This window comes from Sporosarcina sp. P17b (assembly GCF_002743115.1).
Classification (GTDB): domain Bacteria; phylum Bacillota; class Bacilli; order Bacillales_A; family Planococcaceae; genus Sporosarcina; species Sporosarcina ureae_C.
Genome location: NZ_PDYP01000006.1, coordinates 192,146 through 218,233 on the forward strand (window position 1 = coordinate 192,146; position 26,088 = coordinate 218,233).

The 26,088-nt window shown below is 40.7% G+C and carries 26 protein-coding genes; 21 read left to right on the top strand and 5 right to left on the bottom strand.

Annotated features, from left to right (window positions below; all coding sequences use genetic code 11):
• Positions 1 to 15 precede the first annotated feature (15 nt).
• From CSV76_RS09665 to CSV76_RS17125, 6 genes are all read left to right on the top strand, one after another.
• Complete coding sequence (locus tag CSV76_RS09665) at positions 16 to 1,062, top strand: S-methyl thiohydantoin desulfurase domain-containing protein (protein WP_099625442.1); 1,047 nt, start codon at positions 16 to 18, stop codon at positions 1,060 to 1,062.
• A gap of 15 nt (positions 1,063 to 1,077) precedes the next feature.
• Entirely contained in the window at positions 1,078 to 2,019 is a 942-nt protein-coding gene (locus CSV76_RS09670; protein ID WP_099625443.1) for a DUF1177 domain-containing protein, read from the top strand.
• Positions 2,016 to 2,687 carry an AroM family protein gene (locus tag CSV76_RS09675; protein ID WP_099625444.1) on the top strand — a complete coding sequence of 224 codons (672 nt, stop codon included), beginning with the start codon at positions 2,016 to 2,018 and terminating at the stop codon, positions 2,685 to 2,687. Before CSV76_RS09670 ends, CSV76_RS09675 begins: the two co-directional genes overlap by 4 nt.
• Positions 2,688 to 2,727: 40 nt before the next feature.
• The gene (locus tag CSV76_RS09680; protein ID WP_158232627.1) at positions 2,728 to 3,597 is read left to right on the top strand and encodes a DMT family transporter; all 870 of its coding nucleotides are present in this window, start codon (positions 2,728 to 2,730) and stop codon (positions 3,595 to 3,597) included.
• Entirely contained in the window at positions 3,594 to 4,505 is a 912-nt protein-coding gene (locus CSV76_RS09685) for an aminopeptidase (RefSeq protein ID WP_099625446.1), read from the top strand. The genes CSV76_RS09680 and CSV76_RS09685 overlap by 4 nt, the downstream gene beginning before the upstream one ends.
• 306 nt (positions 4,506 to 4,811) lie before the next feature.
• Positions 4,812 to 5,012, top strand: coding sequence for a hypothetical protein (locus CSV76_RS17125; RefSeq protein ID WP_158232776.1), 201 nt, complete (start codon positions 4,812 to 4,814; stop codon positions 5,010 to 5,012).
• Between the two features lie 28 nt (positions 5,013 to 5,040).
• On the opposite strand, the gene tnpB is transcribed toward CSV76_RS17125, so the two are convergent.
• A complete protein-coding gene (gene tnpB, locus CSV76_RS09690) occupies positions 5,041 to 6,198 on the bottom strand; it encodes an IS200/IS605 family element RNA-guided endonuclease TnpB (protein ID WP_099625447.1) in 1,158 nt (385 codons plus the stop codon).
• A 161-nt stretch (positions 6,199 to 6,359) separates the two neighbouring features.
• On the opposite strand from tnpB, the gene CSV76_RS09695 reads away from it, so the two are divergent.
• From CSV76_RS09695 to CSV76_RS09715, 5 genes are all read left to right on the top strand, one after another.
• A complete protein-coding gene (locus tag CSV76_RS09695) occupies positions 6,360 to 6,899 on the top strand; it encodes a conserved phage C-terminal domain-containing protein (RefSeq protein WP_158232777.1) in 540 nt (179 codons plus the stop codon).
• Positions 6,880 to 8,160 carry a replicative DNA helicase gene (locus tag CSV76_RS09700; protein ID WP_158232778.1) on the top strand — a complete coding sequence of 427 codons (1,281 nt, stop codon included), beginning with the start codon at positions 6,880 to 6,882 and terminating at the stop codon, positions 8,158 to 8,160. Before CSV76_RS09695 ends, CSV76_RS09700 begins: the two co-directional genes overlap by 20 nt.
• Complete coding sequence (locus CSV76_RS09705; RefSeq protein WP_099625450.1) at positions 8,157 to 8,624, top strand: hypothetical protein; 468 nt, start codon at positions 8,157 to 8,159, stop codon at positions 8,622 to 8,624. Before CSV76_RS09700 ends, CSV76_RS09705 begins: the two co-directional genes overlap by 4 nt.
• Before the next feature lie 588 nt (positions 8,625 to 9,212).
• Positions 9,213 to 10,682 (top strand): methyl-accepting chemotaxis protein, encoded by a 1,470-nt coding sequence (locus tag CSV76_RS09710; protein WP_099625451.1) that lies wholly within the window; start codon positions 9,213 to 9,215, stop codon positions 10,680 to 10,682.
• A gap of 205 nt (positions 10,683 to 10,887) precedes the next feature.
• Positions 10,888 to 11,784 (top strand): AEC family transporter, encoded by an 897-nt coding sequence (locus tag CSV76_RS09715; protein WP_099625452.1) that lies wholly within the window; start codon positions 10,888 to 10,890, stop codon positions 11,782 to 11,784.
• 87 nt (positions 11,785 to 11,871) lie between these two features.
• On the opposite strand, the gene CSV76_RS09720 is transcribed toward CSV76_RS09715, so the two are convergent.
• Positions 11,872 to 13,215, bottom strand: a complete 1,344-nt coding sequence (locus CSV76_RS09720) for an ATP-binding protein (protein WP_158232779.1) — start codon at positions 13,213 to 13,215, stop codon at positions 11,872 to 11,874.
• 285 nt (positions 13,216 to 13,500) lie between these two features.
• Here CSV76_RS09720 and sda point away from each other — a divergent pair, with 285 nt between their 5' ends.
• From sda to CSV76_RS09745, 5 genes are all read left to right on the top strand, one after another.
• A complete protein-coding gene (gene sda, locus CSV76_RS09725) occupies positions 13,501 to 13,617 on the top strand; it encodes a sporulation histidine kinase inhibitor Sda (RefSeq protein WP_085427983.1) in 117 nt (38 codons plus the stop codon).
• 131 nt (positions 13,618 to 13,748) lie between these two features.
• Positions 13,749 to 14,378, top strand: coding sequence for a helix-turn-helix transcriptional regulator (locus CSV76_RS09730; protein ID WP_255406938.1), 630 nt, complete (start codon positions 13,749 to 13,751; stop codon positions 14,376 to 14,378).
• A gap of 52 nt (positions 14,379 to 14,430) precedes the next feature.
• Positions 14,431 to 15,801, top strand: coding sequence for an MATE family efflux transporter (locus CSV76_RS09735; RefSeq protein ID WP_099625455.1), 1,371 nt, complete (start codon positions 14,431 to 14,433; stop codon positions 15,799 to 15,801).
• 147 nt (positions 15,802 to 15,948) lie between these two features.
• On the top strand, positions 15,949 to 16,887 hold the full coding sequence (locus CSV76_RS09740; protein ID WP_099625456.1) for a magnesium transporter CorA family protein: 939 nt from the start codon (positions 15,949 to 15,951) through the stop codon (positions 16,885 to 16,887).
• Between the two features lie 176 nt (positions 16,888 to 17,063).
• A complete protein-coding gene (locus CSV76_RS09745) occupies positions 17,064 to 17,858 on the top strand; it encodes a DUF7225 domain-containing protein (RefSeq protein WP_099625457.1) in 795 nt (264 codons plus the stop codon).
• A 68-nt stretch (positions 17,859 to 17,926) separates the two neighbouring features.
• On the opposite strand, the gene CSV76_RS09750 is transcribed toward CSV76_RS09745, so the two are convergent.
• Both CSV76_RS09750 and CSV76_RS09755 read right to left on the bottom strand, forming a co-directional pair.
• On the bottom strand, positions 17,927 to 19,009 hold the full coding sequence (locus CSV76_RS09750; RefSeq protein ID WP_099625458.1) for a tartrate dehydrogenase: 1,083 nt from the start codon (positions 19,007 to 19,009) through the stop codon (positions 17,927 to 17,929).
• A 114-nt stretch (positions 19,010 to 19,123) separates the two neighbouring features.
• A complete protein-coding gene (locus tag CSV76_RS09755; protein ID WP_099625459.1) occupies positions 19,124 to 20,026 on the bottom strand; it encodes a LysR family transcriptional regulator in 903 nt (300 codons plus the stop codon).
• 187 nt (positions 20,027 to 20,213) lie between these two features.
• On the opposite strand from CSV76_RS09755, the gene CSV76_RS09760 reads away from it, so the two are divergent.
• The 5 genes from CSV76_RS09760 (at position 20,214) to CSV76_RS09780 (ending at position 25,499) form a co-directional block, all read left to right on the top strand.
• Entirely contained in the window at positions 20,214 to 21,209 is a 996-nt protein-coding gene (locus CSV76_RS09760) for a Bug family tripartite tricarboxylate transporter substrate binding protein (protein ID WP_158232781.1), read from the top strand.
• Positions 21,210 to 21,238: 29 nt separating this feature from the next.
• The gene (locus CSV76_RS17975; RefSeq protein ID WP_158232782.1) at positions 21,239 to 21,682 is read left to right on the top strand and encodes a tripartite tricarboxylate transporter TctB family protein; all 444 of its coding nucleotides are present in this window, start codon (positions 21,239 to 21,241) and stop codon (positions 21,680 to 21,682) included.
• Between the two features lie 22 nt (positions 21,683 to 21,704).
• Positions 21,705 to 23,210 (top strand): tripartite tricarboxylate transporter permease, encoded by a 1,506-nt coding sequence (locus tag CSV76_RS09770; RefSeq protein ID WP_099625462.1) that lies wholly within the window; start codon positions 21,705 to 21,707, stop codon positions 23,208 to 23,210.
• 18 nt (positions 23,211 to 23,228) lie between these two features.
• The gene (locus CSV76_RS09775) at positions 23,229 to 24,380 is read left to right on the top strand and encodes a M20 family metallopeptidase (RefSeq protein ID WP_158232783.1); all 1,152 of its coding nucleotides are present in this window, start codon (positions 23,229 to 23,231) and stop codon (positions 24,378 to 24,380) included.
• 255 nt (positions 24,381 to 24,635) lie between these two features.
• Positions 24,636 to 25,499: a YitT family protein gene (locus tag CSV76_RS09780; RefSeq protein WP_099625464.1), complete on the top strand. Its 864-nt coding sequence runs from the start codon at positions 24,636 to 24,638 to the stop codon at positions 25,497 to 25,499.
• 169 nt (positions 25,500 to 25,668) lie between these two features.
• Here the strand turns inward: CSV76_RS09780 and CSV76_RS17695 are convergent.
• Positions 25,669 to 26,088, bottom strand: a 420-nt coding sequence (locus tag CSV76_RS17695; RefSeq protein ID WP_255406936.1) for an isocitrate/isopropylmalate family dehydrogenase, incomplete at its 5' end; no start/stop codon positions are given.

Sequence of the window (26,088 nt, forward strand, 5' to 3'; positions counted from 1 at the left end):
ATTGGAGGAATACTTGTGACGATACGAACACTTACAAAAGCTGATGCAATTAATGGAGTGTATGGAGGCTGTATTTTAGGCGGAGGTGGGGGTGGCTGGATTTCAGATGGTTTAGAAAAAACAGAGCAAGCCTTTACTCTCGGCTCTCCACAACTTATCACGATAGATGAATTAGAAGATGAAGATTATGTTGCATGTGTATCACTAGTTGGTGCACCCTCCGCAAGAGATGTGTATATCAACAGTGAACAGCTTGTCTCAACAGTAGAACGGGTTCAGAAAGAATTTTCAAGGCCGATTAAAGCACTCATGACAAATGAAAATGGGGCTGCCACCACTATAAATGGCTGGCTTCAAGCAGCTGCAACGGGACTTCCATTCTTGGATGCACCATGCAACGGTAGAGCTCACCCAACTGGTTCCATGGGATCTCTGAACTTATCAGAAGAGGAAGACTACGTGTCCGTTCAAGCATTTGCGGGTGGTGAAGGGGATCGACGAGTAGAAGGTGTCATCTCTAGTACGCTGGACATTTCATCCAACGTTGTGCGGTCAGTCTCGGTAGAAGCAGGTGGCATGGTAGGGGTTTGCAGAAACCCTGTATCTATTAGTCATATTAAAGAACATGCCGCGGTTGGTGGCATTTCTCAAGCCATTGAACTTGGTGAAGTCTTCTTCTCAGTAGAAGGTCCTGATCGAATTGAAGCGGTAGCTGCACATTTAAAAGGTCGTGTCATTCATTCAGGAACAATCAGCCGATTTGACTTACAAGCAGTAAAGGGATTTGACGTCGGTTTTGTACAGGTAGATGATCTTGAAATGACATTTTGGAATGAATACATGACAGTGGAAATGAATGGCGAAAGAAAAGGCACATTCCCTGATCTCATTATGACATTTAACTCAGAAACAGGAATGCCTGTTGTCAGTGCAGAGCTAGAAGAAGGAATGAAGATTGCAGTAATTTCGGTACCGAAAGAGCATTTAAAATTAAGCTCAACGATGTTCAATGAAAAATTATTACGTGTGATTGAACCGATTATTAACAAAACTATTATTTGAAAAGGATGATCACCTATGTCATTAAAATATACAATGGACGTTATGGAAATCTTAGATGATATCAATGCGAGCGGGAGACAAGTAGTCGATCTATTCGAGGGATTTGAACATTGTGAAGCTTCTTATGAAACAGTTACAGGCGCTAAAGGTTCTACAGACTTTGTGAAAATCGTTGTCAGAGGAACAGAAGGTAAGCTTAGCGGTGGAAAAGCTCGAACACTAGGAATCGTTGGTCGTTTAGGTGGAATAGGTGCCCGTCCTCACAGAATAGGATTTGTATCAGATGGAGATGGAGCAGCGGCCGCGGTCACGATAGGCGTGAAACTCGCTAATATGTCAGTAAAAGGCGACCGTTTACCTGGTGATGTCATTATCACTACACATATCTGTCCAACTGCGCCTACACAACCACACGAACCAGTAGATTTCATGGGATCACCTGTAGATATCCTAACGATGAACCAATATGAAGTAGTTCCTGAGATGGATGCGGTAGTTTCCATCGACACTACAAAAGGAAATCGTGTATTTAACCATCGTGGTATTGCACTATCGCCAACTGTGAAATCAGGCTATGTTCTGAAATTTAGTGATGAGTTACTACGAATCATGGAAATGACAACAGGGGACCTACCTGTAACATTTGCAGTGACGACGCAGGATATTACACCTTACGGAAATGATGTATATCACATCAACAGTATTCTACAGCCTGCAGTCGCAACCGATGCACCTGTTGTAGGCGTGGCAATCACTGCTAAAACGGCTGTGCCAGGTAGCGGAACGGGTGCAAGTCATGAAGTGGACGTAGCGCAAGCAGTCCGATTTACGATCGAAATTGCTAAAGAATTTACAAGAGGTCAAATAGAACTCTACGATAAAAAAGAATTCGAACGTTTGGAAATGCTATATGGTTCCATGAAGCATCTTCAAACATTAGGAAATGAAGAAAAATGACAAAGAAAATCGTAGGTGTTTTGACAATCGGACAGTCGCCGCGAACAGATGTGACGCCATTTATTCAATCCGTTCTGGGATCAGACGTCACCATTATAGAAAGTGGGGGATTGGACAGTTTGACGGACGAAACTATTCATTCTGTTGAACCTGATGACACTGATACAACTTATATTTCCAGAATGCGAAATGGTCAGTCCGTGAAAATTGGGAAAAGCAAACTCCTTCCTTTATTGCAAAAAGAATTAACCGAACTGGAGAGTAAAACGGATATTACATTAATGTTATGTACGGGTGATTTCCCAACATTGCGCACGACACGACCTATTATCTATCCGGATCAAGTGCTAAATGAAATGGTTAGCGCTATATCACCATCATGCTCAATCGGGCTGATCATTCCATTAGAAGAGCAAAGAGAGAAATTACTGGCGAAGTGGAATCAGCAAGGACTGAAATTCTTTACAGAAGTGGCATCACCCTATGAAAAAAGTGATATCGCAGGTGCTGCCCTTGCACTGCAAGAGCAAGGGGCAAGTATGATTGTACTTGATTGCATGGGCTATGGTGAAGAACATAAATTGGAGGCTGTAAAGGGCAGTGGGCTACCGGTGACCTTGCCGCGTACATTGGTTTCCCAAATCCTGTCTGAGTTTGTGTCTGAATAGACCCGGTTTTCCGGGTCTTTTTTACATGGGGGGTAGTAACATGCCAATTATCGCTTTATTCTTGCTCAGTATACTGTGGGGCTCGACATTCTATTTCACCAAGCTATTGCTGCCAGACTTCCATCCCGTGTCTATTGTATTCTATCGCTGCTTATTCGGTGCGCTGACGTTATTGCCTTTTTATCTAATGAAAAAAGGAAAAGGGAAGTTTACATGGGACGTGGTTCCTCTACTGTTGGGAATCCCTTTACTTAGTGCAGGGATTCCGTGGATACTCATGAGCATCAGTTTGCAGAACTTAGACACGACGATCAGTGCTGTATTAAATGCAACGGGTCCAATATTTGGCGTGCTAATCACTATATTTTTACTAAGAGAACGAGTGGAAAGGCCTGCAGTTCTTAGTGTCATAGTTGGATTTATAGGAATCTTTATCGCTTTTGCTATTGGTTCAGCGGAGACGAAGAGTTTCCAAATAGGAAGTGCTGTTGTACTACTCTTAGCGGTAAATTTTTATGCTTTATCATCAGTTTTAACAGGGAAGTATTTAGCGAAGTACTCGGTTGTGACGATTTCTCTTTGTTCCATGACAGCTGGTATTCTCTTTTCAGGTCCCATAATGTTGGCAGTGGATGCTAACAGTCTATCTGGATTTACAGACAGCCAAAACTTCTATTGGTTTCTCTTACTAGGTGGAGTCAACTCGGGCATAGGAAATTTATTGTTTTATTATATAGTAAAGTCAGGCGGAGCCATTTTTGCGCTATCGATTACGTATTTAATGCCTATTACGACAATCTTATTAGGCTATTTCCTATTGCATGAGCCAGTAGGGGCGGGAACGTTTATTGCGTTAGTATTTGTGTTATATAGTGTATATTTATCAAAAAGAAAGGGTGTAGCAGAATGAATAATTTTCAACAAACAGTTTCTACGTTAATGGTAAATAACTTTGAAGTGACAAAAGACATTAATGCTTTGGTGCTGATGGATATGAGTACTGAGGAGTTGGGGAAGAAGTTTACAGATGCGCTGCAAAAGGATGGCTGGAAAGTACGCACGTATCTTATGGAAGATCGTACTAGGTCTGGAGAGGAACCACCGCAAGAAGCTGCAGATGAAATGTTGAAATATGATTTAGTGTTCTGTTTAACGAAACATTCATTGACACATACAGTCGCTAGAAAGAATGCCAATACTCATGGAATCAGCGTCATCACAATGCCAGGTATTACAGAAGATATGTTTTTACATGGTGCGATGTCTGCAGATTACAGTCGTGTGGAAAAAGAAACGCTTAGTATGACAGACAAATTAACAGATGCCCATACGGTCACTATTGAAACGGGAGCTGCACATGAGCTAGTCATTCCAGTAAACGGGCGTGATGGAGTGCCGAGTACAGGGGTATTCCGTGGACAAGCGGCGTCTGGCAATCTGCCATCTGGTGAGGCATATATTGCACCGCTTGAAGGTGAAGCAGAAGGAACAATCGAAATAAACGGATCCATTTCAGGTATTGGGCTAGTGGCGGAGCCTATTGTGTTAACGATAGAAAAAGGTCGCTTAATCGCCGCTAGTGGACAGGACGGAAAGAAATTGCTGGAACTGCTAGGCGATGGAGACGGACGATACTTATGCGAACTAGGCATTGGAACAAATCACGCAGCTCGTTTAACCGGCAATATTCTTGAAGATGAAAAAGCCTATGAAACGATTCACGTCGCATTTGGTTCCAATCATACATTTGGTGGAAAGGTTAAAACGAATGTGCATATAGATTGCGTAACGAAAAATCCAACAGTGAATTGGAAATAAAGTTCAGTAAAAACTAAAAGTGGTCAAAAAACCATGCAAAAAAAGAAGTTACAGCTCAAAACACGAGCCGTAACTTCTTTTTTTGTGCGCGAATTTAAACAAGTAAAAATTAAATTTTAAAAAGCAGTATCCTTTTTGAATAATTCTTCTATATGACTAATGAAAGAACAAATCATCAAGCAACTACACAGGAGGCACAGAATAATGAAATAAAATAGCCTACATATCAAAATACCATTCTCCCCACAGTTTGCAGCAATTGTGGGTACAAATGAAGCGCTGTTTCTACAGCAACTGCATTACCGATTGCAAATATCTAAAAATAGTAACGACGGTCATAGATGGGTGTATAACACATATGAAGAGTGGACGCATGAATTTCCGTGTTGGAAGATGCATGTGGTGAAGAGGCTAGTGAGAAAACTGGAAACGGACCAATTGATCATTACTTCTGAATACATTGAACTACTCCCACTTTCACTACGTTTAGAAGAGGGAGATTCCTAAGAACACCAGCGTAACCACTAGTTATGGATTAGGCGATCCCCGCAGTCCCTGCGGTTCGAAGTCTTATGGCTTCGTTTTTAAGGTTTATACTTGCGTTCAGATCCCGGTCATGATGGCATCCGCAATTCGGACAGCCCCATTCACGCAAGGCAAGATGCTTCACGTCTTGGTTTCTAGCCCCACATCCCGAACAAAGCTGGCTGGAAGGAAATGTTTTTCCAACGACTACCACGTGTTTGCCATACCATTTCGCTTTATATTCAAGCATGGAACGAAACTGTGACCAGCTCACGTCGCTTATTGCTTTCGCCAATTTGGGATTTTTGAGCAGTTTGGCTACTTGCAAATCCTCGATTCCGATGACATCGTGGTTTTTGATGATTTCGGTTGATCGTTTATGCAAGTAATCTTTTCTTTTATTGGCGATAGTTTCTTGAATGCGTGCGACTACGATCCGTTGTTTCTGATAATTTTTCGCATCGCTCAACAGACACTTTCTTTTACGAGCCGATTCCTTCCGTCTTGAAAGAATCCGCTCTGCTTTCGTTAATTTTTTCTCCATCGAGCGAAAGAACTTTAGGTTTTCGTATACCGTTCCGTCTGACAAGACAGCGAAATCCTTCAATCCGACATCTATCCCTACGACAGAGTGAGTCTTGGGCAGTTCGGACATTACGGTTTCCACCAAGACGGATACAAAATATTTTCCAGTGGCAGTACGTCGGATGGTCGCATTCATAATTCGTCCATCTACTTCTCGACTTTTGGCGAGCTTTACCAAACCGAGCTTAGGAAGTTTAATCGCATGACAGACAATGGCGATATTGCCGTTTGTTTGTCTGGTTGTGTACGATTGAACATGATGATTTTTCGATTTAAAGCGTGGGAAAGCATTTTGTTTTTTGAAAAACCTTTCAAAAGCGTCCGCTAGATTTTTCAAAGAAGACTGAAGAGAAATACTATCGACTTCTTTCAACCAAATCGTATCTTCTTGCTTTTTTAATTGCGTTAATTCAGCAGAACAGATGCCATAAGAAAGTCCTTTGCCGGTTTCCTTAAAGGTGTGTTCCCACTTGAACAAGAAGTGATTAAAGACAAACCGGCTGCAGCCAATGGTCTTGGCGATCAACACCTGCTGTTCTTTCGTTGGATAGATTCGGAACCGAAACGCTTTGTGGATCAGCATGAAGTGCACCTCCATCATTAGGGAACGTATGTTTCCATTATAGCAGACTGATACACTTTTTGGCTAGCGCAACCGACATTCATCTCCTGCTTACTCATTGGGCCGTGCCCGATTCATTCCTTGAAACGGGAGTCTTCTGTTGGTAATAAGATAAAATGCCAATGGATCGCACGAAATGGTATCGAATTGATTACGAAAAGCTGTCACAGACGTGCGGCGAATTTGTACCCTTCGAGCAGACGGGAACGGTCGATGGAGTCGAACAAAAACGTCTGCCTGAGGAGAACATAATGCTCCCAGCAATAACCAAAGAACTTAAACAAACTACAAAGAATAAGAGATATAGCGAGAGGGATCTCGCCACTATTTCTTCTGTCATTGATTATTTAAACGAAAAAGCATTCAAGCGATTCAAGCACAATACGAATACGACGATGGACCTTCTCCTTGAGCGTATCGCAGAAGGCTACACACTAGACGATTTTAAACTAGTGATTGATACGAAGGCGGCGCAATGGCTCCATCACCCAAAATTCCGCCACTACTTACAACCATCGACATTATTTAAAGCAGAGAAATTTGAAAACTATTTAAATGAAGCCCCAGCTGAAATGGCTCGATCGATCGTATTGGAAGCCTATGTGTCACCCACATTAGATTTTGAAAAAGGAGAGAATGCATATGAGTTACGAACTTGCTGAAAAAAGCTTACTAGGTGCGATGTTTGAGGAAAATTATTTAATTCTTGATAGCCACATGCAAGCGAGATTCTTCCAGGGGCATGTGCATCAAACAATTTACACGGTCATGCGGGAATTGGCGCAGGAAGGAAAACCGGTAGACTATATTACCGTTCTGACAAGGAGAGAACCGAGCGAACTAGGAGGAGTCAATTACGTATATGGGCTAAAACGATTTGCGAATGTCGAACGTTTTGATGAATACGAAGAGATGATTATTGACCAATGGAAAAAGCGAGAAACGGCACGGATATTACAGCAAGCGATTGAGCATGATTGGAGCACTGATGACATACTGCATGCTTTAGGGGAACTGGAAGAACTCCATAGCTGTAGAGAAGCGACTACTTTAACGGAACATCTACTCGCACAATATGAAAGACCGTTCATGCCGGATGAAACTGAGCCTGGCATCTCGACAGGACTTAGCGATTTGGATAAAATCCTAAACGGCTTCCAAAGCTGTGAATACATCATCGTGGCGGCTCGGCCATCTATGGGAAAGACGGATCTGCTAAACCATTTCGCACTACAAGCCAGCAAAGATGGACATATGCCGATCATCTTCTCACTTGAAATGAGTCGTAAATCAATGATTGACCGAATGATCGCTTCGACAGGTGAATATAATCGCTTACGAATGCGCAATCCGTATAAATATTTCACCGAACCACAAAAAGATCGATGGACACCAACGCTGAATCACTTGAACGGTGGGGGTATTCATATTGACGATCAAAGCACTTTAACCGTTAGAAAAATCAAAGCAAAAGCACGGTATATCATCAAAACGAATCCGACCAAACGACCGATTATATTCATCGATTACTTACAAATCATTCGTCCTGAAGGCAAAGTAAACAATCAAACGGTAGCAATCGGGCAGATTAGCAATGAATTAAAAGCGATGGCAAAAGAATTCGACTGTCCCGTCGTCGTTCTATCGCAGCTATCAAGAGCATCTGAAACGCGTTACGACAAACATCCCGTCATGAGTGATTTACGTGACTCAGGAAATATTGAACAAGATGCTGACGTCATCGCGCTTCTTTATCGGGAAGATTACTACGAAAGAGAAAAAGCCCCGACGAACCTACTGGAAATTGAAATTGCTAAACACCGCAATGGTCCGACCGGTACGATCACCACCATCTACAGCAAAGAAACTGGCAAGCTATACGATTTCGATGAAAACAAATATAAAGGGGGAGCTAACCTATGATCACAGTGAAAGATATGTTGGAATACGCATTCGAAATTGATTTATCACACTTGGCGCACAGTATTTACTGGGCGCTCATGACGAACCAAATCACTTTACAAGACGATAGTGAAAAATTAAAAGGTATCGAATTCGACGAAGCAGAAGTACAGCGCATGATGGAGCAGAACATCTTGGATATCGGCAAGGTGAAGTTGTTCGTCATGGATACAGAAAACGACTGGTACGTGTTCTACTTAGCAGAGCATTCGCTCGATGCGTACCGGCTACACGAAGAGCTGTTCCGTCAAAATCAGCACAAAATTACGCGAGCAGACCGACTGATGATCAACTCGATGACGTTCGCAGATACAGGCGTTGAAGAAAGTTTGTATGATCATAAGAAAGACGTGCTCATGTATCCTGCGTATGTCGGTCACGCGAAAGCAGGAGAGCGGATTTTGTATCGAATGGTGGGGGCATGAGCAAGGAACAACGTGGCATCTTGATCTTAGTTATCTGTCTACGATCAACTTATTCAGTGGACTATTTAGAGCGCTTAGCGGATGCGGAGTTGGAAGGATTGTATGATAGATACGTCTAACAGGACCTTTTTACCTTACAACATATCGTCCTCAGACAACATGTCTGAAAAATTCTTCTTGATGAGTGCCGCATCACAAACAATACGACTGCTATCTCGATGACAATCCCGACGATCCCTGCATAGAGAAAGATAAACAACAAGTCTCTCAATCCAGCCCCTCCGCCCTTCTTTTTTGTTATTCTACCCAAGACGAAACTTTTACATTCCATCTTAACGTGACAAAGTCGAAGGAAAAGGGGGCGTCTGATGACGAAGTCTACATATATACATAGAAATTAGAATGGGCTGCAGATAGTATCGAGAGAGTATAGGGACATGATACCGGTTCCAGCCAGAATATTGATAAGTTATATTAATATAATTGAATCGTAATGCCCATATATATAACTTCCTATAAATGGTACATTTTACATAAGGGCTTTCCCTAACTCTCATAGGCCAATCGGCTATCAAAGGAGCATGTAAAATGAAGATAGAAGAACTGAAATTAACCGATTGGATGAAAAAAAACAAGATTATGGCGCTGATTTTTGGACTAGCTGCCGGTCTTGGACTCATTGCACAAGTCATTCTTCAGTCGACTGCAATCATCATTACATCAGTTGCCATACCATTCGTGATCGCACTGCTGTTTTTTGTAGTGATGGGTAAATCAAGATTGATTACGAAGCAATTCCCTTATATCTTGATCTTTTTGAATTTCTGTATTTCGATGAGTCTCATTCTTTTCTCGGGTGCTAACTTAGGAACAATCGGTGTTATTTATCTCGTGTTAGTGCTAGGTGCCGTTCATGGGAGAATGCTGATCATGGGTTACGCGTATGTACTGAGTTTGATCGCAATGATCTTTAACCATGTGTATTTCATATCGCCTGACTTAATAAATGGAAGCGGTTCCAATCTTCTGCTCCTCCATTTCCTCGTCGCACTTTCTTTGTTTTTATTAGTGAGACAGAACGGTCGTGTCTTTAATCATGTAGAAGAACTTCTCGTACTCACGTCGCAGAAAGCCGAAGAAGAACACGCGCTTTCTGAGAAACTCGATGCGGCAGTCACGAAAATCACGTCTAATTTGGCATATCTTCAAACGAATGCTGAACGATCCACGATTTCGCAACGCGAAATGTTAGAGGCGGTCAACGAAGTGAGTTCAGGCAGTCAACATCAAGCCGATCATATTTCAGAGATTGCTGAAAACGCGGAACAAACACATGAAGCCATTCAAGAAATTTCGACAGGGCTTTTAGTGCTTGGTGATAAAACAAATGACGCAGGCACCAAAGCAGAGCAAGGATCTGCACATATGTCTCAGTTAAAAGACAGTCTTGATACATTCGCGGAATTCTTTACGGATTTGAATAATACGTTCGGTATCCTGACGAGTAAAATTAATGAGACGAATGCATTTGCAAGTTCAATCAAACAAATTACCGAGCAAACGAATTTATTAGCGTTGAATGCATCGATTGAAGCCGCGCGTGCAGGACAACATGGTAAAGGATTTGCGGTAGTTGCGGATGAAATCCGTAAACTTGCTGGTTTGACAGATGGAACGTTGAAGAAAATCGATACTAACCTAGTCGAGTTAAATAGCACGAACGCAATCGCTGTGAATAAGCTAGGAGAAGGATTGAAGCAGTTGACGATGCAAAATAGTGTGGCGGATGAATCAAGTGCATCCTTTGTGGCGTTGCACCACGTTATGTCCGCATTGCAAAACGAGTTGACCGAATTTATACAGGAGTTTGACATCATTACGGGTCGGACATCGACAATCCGCAAGCATACAGTCGAGTTTGCTGCGGTAGTGGAACAAAGTACGGCAACAGTAGAGGAGTTAAATGCGACGCTGACTGAATTGACGGAAGAACAATCAGAAATCGCGAAGTATATTACAGAAACACATGATGAAGCAGTCGCCATTCGTAGAACCTAATGTAAAAGACGTTATCTCTCAAAACAGGGGAGGTAACGTCTTTTGCATGCAATCTTGGTTTCCAATAAAAACTATTATGCCAAATAGAGAGACAATTGACATGATTACTATTAATATAGATTAAGTAGGTTATCTATGTAGAGTAGAAAATGTATTTACATATATACAAGCAGCTGAGAAGATACTATTCATTAGAGGTGTACAAATGGGCTTATTTTTCACGGTGATTTTACCGATCATTGCAGTATTCGCAGTGGGATTCTTATTACAACGAGTCAAAAACTTAGATATCAAATCGATCTCCTCTCTTTCCATTTACATACTAACACCAGCGCTCGTCTTTACTTCGTTGTATAAGGCGGATTTTAATTCGAGCTATACGATGATCTTGATTTACATGTTCGCACTTTTTTACGCCATGGTGTTTCTGAACAAAGTGTTGGCGAAAATCCTCAAATGGGATAAAAAAGTAGAAAGCGCCTCGATACTGGCGACGGGTTTCATGAACTCCGGAAACTATGGCTTGCCCGTGGTGTTGTTCAGCTTAGGAGAAAAAGCGCTACCGTATGCCATCTTCATCATGGTCATCCAATCTCTCCAAAACAACTTCTTCGGTGTCTATTATGCATCGCGCAGTACGAGTGGCATGATGCGCTCGGTTAAAATGGTCTTCAAAATGCCGACTACCTATGCCGCGATTTTCGCTTTCATTTTCCAGTACTTTAAGATAACCGTACCCGAATCCATTATGTCTGCGACTTCCATGGTAGGGGATGCAGCAATTCCTGTCATGATGGTCATGCTCGGCATGCAACTTGGATCCGTCATGAGCAAGAAGCCAAACTGGCAAGTAGTCATTTCAGGCGTCGTATTGAAAATGTTCATAGCGCCGATACTCGCTTTCATTTTCGTACTATTCGCAAACGTGGACCCTTTAGTAGGTACCGTCCTCATCATTATCTCCGCAATGCCTACAGCGGCCACGACGACGATGTACGCAATTGAATTTGACACGGAACCCGAGCTGGTCTCGACGATTACCTTGTTCTCTACAGTGTTGAGTGTGGTGACGTTGAGTATATTGTTGAATGTTATTATTTGAATGAAGTAGCTTGAAAAGGATTCATAAAATCGCAAAATAAAAAGAAGTTGGAGCCCGAACTGGCTTCAGCTTCTTTTTCGTTGCAAGTCATTCCTGTTCTAATTTCGGCAAGTGAATGGTGAAGGTGGACCCTTTACCAATCTGAGTTTGCAGCAATAAGCTTCCGTTATGTTCTCTAACAATCTTTTCACTAATCAACAATCCTAACCCTGTTCCATCTTCTTTTGAAGACATAAATGGATCACCTATCTGACGTAGGATCTCATCGGGGATGCCTGGACCATTATCACACACATCGATCGTCACGTGATCAAGATCATCTTTCACACGGAGTATGATGGTTCCCGTTTCCATAGCTTCGATCGCGTTTTTGATTAAATTAATAAACACTTGTCTTATTTTCAGTGCATCGCCGAAAATCAGCATTTCGTTATGACCGGAGTCCATATGGATGTCAATGGCTTTCATCTCCATATCCGATTCCATTTGAGCTTTAACTTGTTCGATTAACGTTGTAATGTTGATGGTTTTTTGATCTTCTACATGCGATTCAGCTAAAGATAGAAATTCAGATGCGGTTTGCTCAATCTCTTTTAATCCTTTTTTGATCTCGTCAAGATGTACTTGACTGGCCTCATTCTGACCGCCACTAGTTAAATCAAATAACTGTAAACGTCCTTGAACGACAGTAAGTGTGCTGCGAAGTTCGTGGGCGATAATAGAAGCTAATTTTCCAGTGATGTCCAATTTATCTCTACGTGTATCATGGCTTCGTAATTCGTTTTCCAACTGCAGTTGTGTGGATATTCCTGTGAACGGAACAGGTTGTTTTTTATACAAATGCGAAGGTAAGAAATTGGTATCCGTCATATGGTATTCATGCGTTTGCAAAAGTTCAGTCAAGAGCGAACCGGATAAAGATAAACTGTCGTATGCGCACACATTGATGTAATTTTTCGTGATATTCGCGACTCTAGAGAAAAAATCATCAAAATTTTGTTCATGTAAGGCTACAGAAGGAATCAATGTTTTTATATTTTGAGGCCGCCACGTCACCAAACCCCACCCGCGGAGAACATTTCCTTCTATAATATGCGGATCAAAAAAGTCATTTAAATTCTTTAAAACAGCTTCTGCATTAAAGTTATCATGCGTTTCATATGCCATATCGGTATCGACAAAATAAATATGATCCATTTGCTCTTCCGTATAACCCGCATTTCGAAGATTCTCCTTAACTGCAGCGAAACTCGTGGGTTGATCGACATATAAAATGATGTGGTTTTTATCCAATCCTTCAGCTACATAGGAAGTAGCATGTTCTATATATTTGTTGCGGTCTGTGTACGTATACACTACGTGGCCGACTAGTAAAGATTCTATGCCTTTCGTCAGTTCCATTTCCTTATTTTTATGGACCGAATATGTCATATGAAAAACTCCTCTCATGATTACGAACTCTATTATAACATCTTAGTCACTATAAAGTGTTGTAATTAAGTGAAACTTTAGTATATTTAATGCATTTGTAAGTAGGAAATTAGTACACTATATTTTAAATCGCAAAGATTTATTTCCAATATAATGCTTTTACTTCAAATGTCTATGTGTTTACAAAATAAATATACAATAAGTTCATTTAATGGTTTACATGCTGTACGTAAGGGGTATCATAAACAAACAAAGTTGAAACTACGTAGAAAGTAGGTGCCCCTTATGCTGAATTTATCAAACGCTGCATTACTCGAAGCCTATGAGCGAACAGAGAAAATACGTGTAGAGCCAGCATTTATTGAACTACTTAAAGAAGAAATCAAACGCCGTGGTATATAGATGCCGTGGCGTTTTTTTATTTGTGAATACACCGTTCATTACTTTCATTACATAATAAGAAAAGCTACGATACATAGAGGACTAATATAGAAAAGATTGGAGGGAGTGTCATACGGAATCGTCAATTTGAAATATTGCTGTATTTATTGAAAGTGAAAAAAGTAACCCATAAAGAATTATCCGAGATGTTTGAAGTGAGTGTCAAAACGATTCAGCGAGATGTGGATAAATTATCTATGATGGGCGTCCCCGTAACGTGTAAGCAAGGAAATCAAGGTGGGATCTATATAGAAGAGAGCTATAAATTAACCGAAAGCTTCTTCACGAATGAAGACTTGCAAACGATCACCATTGCATTGTCGATGTACGATAGCATCTCTTCAAACCGAAATAAAGATCAAGTCATGAAAAAACTGGCTCTTATTTCACCGGAGTTGGTTGATTTATTGGAGACGGATGCAAATGATTATTTCGTTGTGGATTTTACAGGAGAAAAAATAGATATGACCGAAAGCGTATATAAGAAAATCAATCATTGCTTGGATGAAGAAGTACTACTTGCAGTTACATGCGGTGACGAGCAGATTTTAGTCGCGCCGATTAGTTATGTATTACGGTCGGAAGGATTATACCTATACGCTTACGACGTGGACTATCTATTGATTGACATCTCTACAATTAAAGAAGCGCAGTGTACGGAAATAGAATTTGAAAGAACATTTATTTCTTACAAAGAACATACACAGTTCATTTTCAAATAAGACATTAGGTGTCCTATTACGATTGGTATAGTTATTTTCGGAGGGATATCCAATGAAAAATAACGTATATGAAAGCCAATCAATTAATAGACTCATCCTGACGTTTTCCATTCCAGCGATCTTTTCTTTACTCATAGAAATGATGACAGCGGTCGTGGACACTTCCTTTGCGGGACACTTAGGTAGCCAAAGTGAAAGTGCATTGACCGCAATGGGGTTATTATCCCCACTGATGGCGGTATTTGTAGCACTTCAAACACTGTTTGCAATTTCTACAGCTATTATGATCTCTACATACTTAGGTCGAAACGACAAAACAAAACTGAATAATTATTTCAAGAGTGGCTTCATCATGACGATCGTCGTCAGCGCCAGTACGTCATTCCTCGTCTACTTATTCATGCATCCCATATTGTCGATGCTTGGTGCCGAGGCGGAAGTATACGAACTGGCGCAAGATTATTTACGCATTATCATAATCAGTAATATATTCAGTGCGATCGGGTATACGCTAACAAGTGTCATACGCGCATTCGGAAATCCAAAAGCGGAAGCCGTCATCATCGTTCTATCTGTTGTCATCAACGTAGTAGGTAACGCCATCCTGACATTCGGCTTAGAGCTCGGAATGATCGGGATCGCACTCGGCACACTCATTAGTGAAGTAGTGTGCGCGCTGCTGGCTGTCATGTATCTCGTGAAAAACCATAACTGGTTTACATCTAACCCCATTTCACCAAAGTCGTTTATCACGATGTCGTATAATATGTTCAAAATCGGATTTGCCCAAACGACGATTCAACTATTAGCAGGCATAACCGCATTCATCGTCAATTATCAGTTGCTGACAGTAGGCGGCAATGCACATATCGCGATGTGGAATATTGCCAATAAAATGTACATGCTACTATTGATGCCAATCATTGGTATCACACAAGCCGTTCAAACGATCATTGCGTACTTCAATGGAAAAGGCGATGAAGATAAAAAACTTCTCGTCGTAAAGAAAACCGTACAGTATTGTTTCTTCTACGGAATCGGAATCACAGCGATCGTATTCTTAGTAGGAAAATATATTCTCGTGCTATTCACAGGGGATCAAGCAATCATCGACTCAGTCATGTCGATCATCCAAGTGATCTTCATCACGTTTCCCATTCTCGGCGTGACGTATACAATCATGACGCTGCTTCAAGTGACAGGTAGCGAAATGAAAGCCGTCATCATCGGAGTAACGAGACAAGTCGTTTCCGTCATACCACTTGTGATCATCTTGCCGACTATCTTCGAGAAATATGATATTTTCACAATCTGCCCGTCTTTCTCAATTTTCTTTGCGATTCCGCTTGCGGATATACTGACTCTTGGAATAGCTTTATTCTTCTTTAAAAGAGCAAAAAGTGTCTCTAGTGAAGATCACTGATGTTTACTTCAGAAAGAGAAATTTGCTTATTTAATAGAAACTCAACGTTTATCGTGATGCGGTGAAAGTGAAGGACTTGGAATTAGCGCTCAAATGTTTAATTTGTTTCTCAACAAGGAAAGTTAGAAAGAAAAAGGGGGTAGTCCGATGATGGAACCTGTACTTGCGTATAATAATTGGACATGGGTTCGCATTGATGCAGCCACTCAACAGGAGATTAACGAGTCCCCGGATATCCCACTTGCCAGCAAACGCTGGGCCATGTCGTTGAACGAACGTCAAAACAGCAATTTGGAAATGGACGGAACTGAAGAGGGGAAGGAATCGATGTGGGGCTCCGTTGTCTATTCCCAGAACGTTGAAGTCCGCAGCGAAAAGACCATCCTTCATTATTACCTTACAAAAGATACCCTTCTAACGTCGGGGATCGATACAGCGTTCTTCACAGGTGCTGCCAAACAGCAAGTACTGAAATACATGGACAAAGCAGAGGATGCCATCGAAGGGTTCATGGTGCTCATCGGAGAAATTACGAACGTATTCCTACAAGAAATCGATAGCTTTGAAGACCGGATGCATGATTTACTGTGGAGCGTCAAAGCGAAGAATGATGAGCCGGTCTTTGAACAGATTATGGACAATCGGTTCGAAATTCTAGTTTGGAAAAACCTCGTCATTCCGTTCATGGAAATTCAAGAAGCCACAGTGGAAGCATTCGGAGACGACATCATGGAAGGGAATTTCTACAAGCGAACCTGTCGGCGTATCCGACGTTGCCGCCAAACGATCCGAGAATACAACGAAGAAATAGGCCAACTGGTCGATCTTGAATCGATCATCTCCTCCTATCGAGGCAATGAAATCGTCAAAACATTGACCGTCATCACCATGCTCTTCACACCAGTAGCCGCTTGGGGTGCCTTATGGGGAATGAACTTCAGATTTATGCCGGAACTCGATTGGAAATATGGCTATGTAGGAGCAATTCTCGTCATCGTTCTGTCTACGTGGGGGTTATATTACTACTTACGAAAGAAACGTTGGATCGGTAGCGTATTGAACAGCTCGAAGGATAAGAATTTTTAGTGAGATAGGTTATCGATAGCGCATATAATTCTGCTAGCAGATAAATAGATTTTCTGGTTGGATTTATTTCCTTCTAGGACAGCGAATTGGGTCATTAGTGAAAACAACGAGAAGTAAGGATTTTGCTGTTTTCACTTGCATCGGTATAACGAAAACACTTTTAGGGAGGGAATTCATTGAAAATTTATGATCAGATGAAGCAAGTGCTGGAAGGAAGAGAAGGGGATATTATTACTGCGGGTGATTTGAAGCGCGAACTTCAATTAATGCATGGTACAAATCCAAGTAGCGTAATTCCATCAGATTTTTGCTATAACCGCTTTAATAATGGCATTACATTTACTAAACATCTATTCGTGTACCTAACGAAAAGTACGTATAAGTACATTGGAGAATATGCCAAATACACAGGAATGATTTTCCACAAGTCAAAAAGCACGCAGGAAGAAGTAGTGATTGGGGAATGGAAGGATGGGGTGAAAACACTCTATCCAGCAGACTTGCAGAATCGCGATACGATTAGTCCCGAACAGATTAAGAATTTGTATGAAGAATATATTCGTGTATTACGTTTTGAGTTACAAGTTTTGTCGTGCCAACCAACAGAATTACGCCATCTGATTGGAAGGATTGGCGAATTGTATTGTGCCATGATGACGGACGGACAACTCGCCCGTGAAACGAATCAACATGGCTTCGACGTAGTGAGCCAAGGGCGGTTGATTAGCGTCAAAACGACTGCTCAACAAAGTAATAGCTTTATAGTATTTAATAAGAATACGTTCGAGAAGTTCGACGACGTATTTGTTGTCCAATACCGCGATGATGACTTTCACATTCTGTACTATGGATCAAAAACGCCAGTCGAAGACATTGCGCGTACGTATAAAAATATGTATGAAGTGGATTTAGAGAAATTGAAGAAGTTAGATTGGGGGAAAGACTACAAAAGGATGATGAGTACAATTTAAGTAGGTATCTTACATAATGATTTATTAAGGAAAGGTGCTATTGGCAAAATAGCACCTTTTTATATTAACTATTTATTATTTACATACTTCGATTCAATTAATGCCACAATCGCATCGCCCACTTCAATAGTCGAAGCACTACCACCTAAATCCGGTGTCAAGGCAGACTTCGTCACCAACAATTCTTCAATCGAATCCAGCAACAACTTACCCAAATCCTCGAATCCAAAGAAGTCGAACATTTGACTAGCTGACCAAATAGCCGCTAACGGATTCGCAATATGCTGACCTGCAATATCAGGGGCCGATCCGTGAATCGGTTCGAACATAGAAGGGTACGTCTTTTCTGGATTAATATTCGCCCCAGCAGCCAGTCCCATTCCTCCAGCTAGTGCAGCGCCTAAATCCGTCAAAATATCACCGAATAGATTCGACGTAACGACCACTTCGAATCGTGCCGGATTTTTAATCATCAACATGGCAGCCGCATCGACCAGGTAGCTTGCCGTCTCCACATGCGGATACTCTAGACTTACTTCTTCAAATACTTGATCCCAGAAAACCATCGAATAGTTCAACGCATTGGCTTTACTAATACTAGTCAGCGTCTTCCCAAGATCTGAAGCCGTCTCAAATGCATACCGAATGATCCGCTCCGTACCTTTACGAGAGAACACTCCCGTCTGCAACACCACTTCCTCCGGCTTACCTTTAAACAACCAATCACCAGCTCCAGCATATTCACCTTCACTGTTTTCACGAATGAACAACATATCAATCGTTTCCTTCGTTCCGTTATCAATAGGACAAGGCGCACCGTTCAACAACTGGATGGGACGGATATTGACATATTGATCGAACTGTTTGCGAATGATCAATAGTAGATCCCATAACGAAATATGGTCAGGTACTCCAGGGAATCCCACCGCGCCTAAATAAATCGCGTCAAACTTCTCAAGTTGCTCCATCCCGTCACTCGCCATCATTTGTCCATGCTCTAAGTAATACTCGCAGCCCCATGGGAAGTGGGTGAATTCGAAGGAGAGTCGTCCGTCCAATTCAGCTACGCGTTTCATTACTTTGATACCTTCGTCAATTACTTCTGGGCCGATTCCGTCTCCGGAGATTACGGCTATTTTGTAAGGGTTCATTTGGTCACTCTTTTCTTTGTGATTGTATATTCATTATTAGACTATCATTTAAAAAGGGGGATGCATATTCAGTTTTTCGGATGATTTTGTAAATATCCTATATATAAAATATATTTAGTGAGTATCCATATCCTTTAAAATTTCTTTAGTAACCTTAATAAAATGTTCTGTTGCAGCTTTCTTTACACTGTTTTTCGATATCACCAAATTTAGTTTTGTATTAATAACTGGATCAGATAACTCTAAAAGTGGAGGAGGATCGAATCCCTCTAATTTTGAAAAGGCTTCCGGGCAAAAAGCTATGCCCATGCCTCTCTTTACCATACTAAGCATAGGTAGTGTTTCAGTTCCCCAATAAATGACGTTAGGATTAAACCCACGAAGATAACATTCTTCCAAGATATCATCTGAGATTCCATGGCCAAAAGTAGTATGTTGCAAAAAGAATTTCTCGTCTTTTAATTCATCCAATGTAACTGAAGTATTACCTGCTAAAGGATGAGATGGTGGAAGGGCGACTAACAATCGCTCTGACAGTAAAGCTGTTGTATGTAAATCTTCTTTATTAAACACATTACGTAATATACCTATATCCAATTTATGGTGACGTATTTGATCTAAAATATAAGCGGCGTTTCCTTCTTTAACATGAATGGTTATTGGAATGTCTCGTTTATTAAAATAATGGACTACCTCAGGGATAATAGTGAGATTGGCAATGGTTGAACAACCTATTGTGACATGGCCCCGCTGACCTTGGTGATGTTCGTTAATTTCTTGAGTAATTATTTCTGTAGAGGCTAGTAATTCTTTTCCACGTTCATACAACAACTCACCGGTAGTGTTTAGATGCATTCTTTTGCCAACTCTATTGAATAAATCAACGCCGAGTTCTTCCTCGAAGCTTTTAATGGATGCACTTAACGGTGGCTGCGTGATATTGAGTGCTATAGCAGCCTTGGAAATGGTTCCGTATTCAACGACTGCTATAAAGTATTTTAGTTTTTGAATATTCATATTCAATAATCTCCTCTATTTCTATATAGGAAAAAGATATATAGAATACACTTGATATATATTTTACATTTATAAGATATAGATATATTATAGCACTATGTTTAAATCTTCTGAAAGCTCATTGTGTAATTCATGGCGAAAAAGGTAGAAAATTAAACTTAAAATGGAAATAGGGAGGAAATAAATGATGAAAAATAGTAAACGGTTCGCAGTGCTATTCCTTGCATTGGCACTTGTTATTCTAACTGCTTGTAATAAGGAGTCAGGAAATGAAAGCGCTTCAAAGGGTGGTTCGGATTTTCCAAAACGTCCAATTAGTTTGATAATACCATATGGCCCGGGAGGTAGTGCGGATGTACAAGCGCGCTTGATCGGCCAATCACTTCAAGAACAACTGGGTGAAACGGTCAATGTTGTATCTAAGCCGGGGGCAGCTGGTGCGACAGGTATGAACTCACTAAAAGGCTCTAAACCAGATGGCTATACTATTATTTTGACAGCTGTAGGTCCATCTACATTGACACCAAATGCAAATGAAGTTGGATATAACGTATCCGAAGATTTTTATCCGATATCACAAATTTCCGAGGCGCCATATGGCATAGCTGTTAATTCAAACTCAGGTATTGAATCCTTGGACGATTTATTGGAATTTGCAAAAGAGAACCCTGGTAAAGCTACTTATGGAACTACAGGAGCTGGATTGCACCAACATGTTGTTACTTCTGATTTCTTGAACCAACTTCCTGATGTGGATATGGAGCATGTTCCGTTCGATGGAGGAGCAGAAGCAGTTAGTGCGCTACTTGGCAATCATATCACTGCGGCTGTTAATACTATTTCTGAGATTATTCCTCACGCCGAAAATAATGCACTGAAAATTCTAGCTGTTACTACAGATGAAAGATTGGAAAGCTTGCCTGACGTTCCTACATTCAAAGAATTGGGCTATGAATTGGTCGGTCAAGGTGCGTGGTTTGGCTTTATGGCACCTAAAGATACACCTAAAGAAATCGTAGATAGATTGGATAACGCTATCAAAAATGCATTGGAAGAAGACAAAGTTAAAGATCAATTTGAAAATGCAGGACTTCCAATTAAATACCTGAACTCTGATGAATTTAAAGAGAAAGTATTAGTGGAAAACGAAAAAAATGCAAAAGTAATTCAGTCGTTAAATTAAAATAACACGACATAGGTGGTATGGAATCTATGAAAAAAGAAGTTAGTGATATTTCTACAGGTATCGTTATATTGTTGTTTTCTGTGATTGGTTATTTTTATTCAGCAAAGTTAGCAGTAGATTCTACGACTAAGTATGGACCGGATTTCTTTCCGAGATTAATATTTCTTCTATTGATGATTACAGCTGTGTTCTTACTTTTGACCGCAATCTTGAGGTTCAAACGCAGTACAGAAATAATAACGATTAGTGGAAAGATGATTTTTGGAGTTGTTTTCTTCATTCTTTTGTTAATTGGTTATATTGCTTTGTTCTTTCTTGCGGGGTTCATTATATCTACCATCATATTCCTCTTTATTGGGCAATGGTTATTTGGAATTCGGAAGATTCCCGTCTTGATCGCAACATCTATACTACTACCTTTTGTTTTATATTTTGTGTTTACTTTCCTTTTCAAAATTCCATTACCTTAAACTTTAAAAAGGAGGGGATTATGTGTCCCCAGAAATTCTTGCAGGATTACTATTCGCTTTGGCACCAGCCGCGCTCCTTGCTAACTTAGCAGGAGTTGCACTGGGGATTGTTTTTGGAGCATTGCCTGGACTCACAGCGACAATGGGTCTTGCGCTATTAATACCTCTCACCTTTGGTATACCACCTGTAGTCGCATTTAGTGCTTTATTAGGGGTATATGTTGGGGCTGTCTACGCCGGATCAATCACTGCAATCCTAGTAGGAACACCTGGAACGGCGGCAGCAGCGGCAGCGTTGTTAGAAGGGCCAGCAATGACTAAAAATGGCGAAGCAAAAAAAGCTTTGACTATGACAACAGTAGCATCTGTTATCGGTGGAGTATTCAGTTGTGTTGTACTAATCCTAATTTCACCGCAATTAGCGAAATTTGCCCTGACATTCGGACCACCTGAATACTTTGCTTTAGCTCTATTTGGCTTATCGATAGTGGCAGGTGTTTCAGGTAAATCACTATTAAAAGGTGTGATTGCAGGTTTAATAGGCTTATTCATTGCTTCTATCGGGTTAGATCCGGTAAAAGGAACAGAAAGATTTACGTTTGGCAGTGTAGATTTATTAAATGGAATTAATGTTGTACCTGCGTTGGTTGGATTATTCGCCATTTCGGAAGTCCTAACAAGGGTGGAAGGAAAGGGTGAACAGCTCAGGAGTAAAATTGGATCTACTTCCATCGGATTGAAAATATCCGATTTAAAAAGAAACTGGTTTAACCTACTTCGTTCTTCAGTAATTGGAACTTTTATAGGGATTATTCCGGCAACAGGTTCAGGTGTGGCTTCTTTCGTTGCTTATAATGAAGCGAAGCGTGCTTCGAAAGACAAAACAAAGTTTGGAAAAGGAAACGTAGATGGTTTAGCTGCAACTGAATCTGCTAATAGTGCAGTAACAGGTGGAGCATTAGTACCTCTACTGACATTAGGTATTCCAGGCGATGTTATCACGGCTGTAATGCTAGGTGCATTGATGATTCAAGGGCTAACGCCAGGACCGATGCTATTTACAACAAATGCTGATGTAATTTATGGGATTTTCATGGCTTTAATTGTAGCGAATATCTTCATGCTAGTATTAGGGCTCGGTGCCACTAAGATTTTCCCTAAGTTACTGCGTATACCTGAAGGGATTTTAATGCCTGTTATTGTAGTACTTTGTGTATTGGGTTCATATTCTATCGCAAATTCAATGTTTGATGTAATGATTATGCTGATTTTTGGTTTGTTGGGATATGTGATGCTAAAAGTCGAATTACCTTTAGCACCTCTACTGTTAGCGATGATTCTAGCTCCTATTGCAGAAACGAACTTCAGAAGGTCTATGTTATTGTCCCAAGAAAGCTTAAGTATTTTCTTCACTAGACCAGTAAGTGCGGTCATTTTAGTCATTACAATCCTCGTCTTCGGAAAAATTATATTTAATGAATTCAAAAAGTATACGTTAACAAGGAAATTAGAAAAGGAAAGTGATTGAATGATGAGCACTCAAGTAATGACAAAGCTTACCGATTACCTAGCAGAAAATGAACAAGAGGCTTTGGATTTTCTTAAGTCGATTGTAAACACGGATAGTTTTTCTTACGATAAAGTAGGAGTCAATAATGTAGCCACGAAGATTATGGGGTTGCTGGATAGTAAAGATATTCCTTATGAGGTAAGAGAAAATGAGGAATTCGGAAACCATATAATCGCTACGATTAAAGGTCCGAAAGACGGAAAAATCTTATTGATGGGTCACATGGATACCGTTCATCCAGATGGAACGACAAAGGAAAGACCCTTCGCTGTAGAGGGGAATCTTTTGCGCGGACCTGGAGTTTCAGACATGAAAGCTGGCCTAGTTACAATGATTTATGCAGCAACAGCACTTAAGGAGTTTGCTGCTGAAGACTTATGCGATATTGAAATCTTATTTACACCGGAAGAGGAAATTGGTTCTCCAATCTCTAGGGCAGTTATTGAAGAAAGGGCTAAAGATGCATTGGCTGTTTTCAATCTCGAAGCAGGACGTCCTGATGGCTCGGTTGTTACCGCGCGAAAAGGGTCTGCACATCTAAAAATTGAAGTAGAAGGAAAGGCTTCCCATTCCGGTGCGTTCATTGAGAACGGAATTAGCGCGAATGATGAACTTGCGTTGAAGATGATCAAAATTAAAGAACTAATGAATAATGATAAGGACGTAACCGTTAATATTGGCATTATTAAGGGCGGTGTCAGTAATAATATGGTATCGCCACATGCAACAGCTACTGTTCATTCAGGATTTTGGAAAACGGAAGACTTCGATGAATTGTATAAAGGAATTGAAGAGATTGTAAATACATCGTATATCCCAGGAACGAAAAGCACTTTATCAGGTGGAGTGAGTATCTTACCGATGGAATATAACGATGGAATTGCGCATCTTTATGAAATCGTGAAAAAAAGTGCTCAGGAAATGTCACTGCCGATAACTGAGCAGAAAACTAAAGGTGCCGCGGATGCAGGGTTTGCTTCATCAATTGGAATCCCTACTATATGTGCAATGGGACCTGTAGGCGGCAACTGGCATGCGGTAGATGAGTATATGGAATTGGATACATTCCTTCCTAGAATGGAACTGTTAATGCGATCCGTCTTGTCGTTTTCTAAAAGTATTGATTGATACATTAGTGAGTAGAAGATGAACAGGGTAGCGAAAACACTATTGAATTGGTGTGTTTATTCTTGATTTAACTACAACAACTAATTAACGTCTTTATAATTTTAAAGGGTAAAGAAAACTTCTTGTCTTGACGCAAGATAAACGTCTAACATCTAATGGTCCTCATCTTACAATCGGTGGGGACTATTTCATGTTTATAGCAACACATCCATATGAATCATATTAATTGCATGATGAAGTCGAAAGGGTGGAGTAATGAAACAAAGATGGATTGATTATGTAGCATTGATTTCCGGCTCTCTAATTTTTGCGATTGGCATTAACTACTTCGCTATTCCTAACATGCTGTCTGAAGGTGGTGTGATTGGTCTTTCCATTATTGCTCATTACGTATTCAACTGGTCAACCGCAGTAGCAAGTCTTGTTTTGAATTTAGTCTTAATTTTAGTAGGATATAAGTTTTTAGACAAAAAGGCGTTTGTCTATACACTGATCACAACGGTGTTCATGTCGATATTTTTGCAACTGACCGTCAATTGGGGAGTACAATTCAGCAATGATACGTTCCTAGCTGCGCTGTTTGCGGGGGTATTCGTTGGTGGAGGGCTTGGAATTATTTTTAGAGTCGGTGGAACCTCCGGAGGAACGACGATATTAGCTAGGCTGATGTCTCAATTACTGGGCTGGAGTGTAGGTAAATCCATACTCGTCATTGATATCGCAGTGATCTTACTCTCGGTTTACGTTATAGGTAAAGAAAAGGCTATGTATACATTAGTAGCTGTCTATGTTGGCGCCATTGTGATTGATAAAATTGTGGATGGAGCAGATGATCGCAAAGCCGTAATGATAATCTCTAATCACCAGGAAGTAATTCGACAGGAGCTACTGACTACGATGGGAAGAGGTGTCACGATTCTAGACGGCCGTGGCGGCTACACATTGGAAAAGAAAGATATTCTATATTTAATCATCAATCAATCAGAACTCGTTCACCTCAGACGTATTTTACAGCATATAGATGAAGAGGCATATGTCACAGTCAACAACGTGCAGGAAATATTTAAAAGAGGATTCAAGCAAGAAATAGCTAAAAAACACTATCCACGCAGTAGGTAGGTGTGGATAGTATCATGAAAAAGATCTGTGCTTTGGTGCAGTAGATGGTCTACGGCACCAAAAGTATAACCCGAACCACTCAATATAAAGCCCAACATGCATGTATCGTAAGAGAAGAACGTCTTCTCCAGTAGGAACAATCGAATCTGAAGTCGTGCCTATAAAGAGCCTACCTGTAACGAAAAGAAATTACGGCCATGGATAAATGTGAATTCCAATATTCATATTTTATCGTCATCATAATTTTATTCAGTACGTCCTCTATCAAATCTCCAAGCTCAATAACAGATTTCGTCACCAATAGTTCCTCAATCGAATCCAACAACGGTATTCCAAGATTTGAAGCTGTCTCAAATGCATACCGAATGATCCGCTCCGTTCCTTTACGAGAGAACACCCCCGTCTGCAACACCACTTCCTCCGGCTTACCTTTAAACAACCAATCACCAGCCCCAGCATATTCACCTTCACTGTTTTCCCGAATGAACAACATATCAATCGTTTCCTTCGTTCCGTTATCAATAGGACAAGGCGCACCGTTCAACAACTGGATGGGACGGATATTGACATATTGATCGAACTGTTTGCG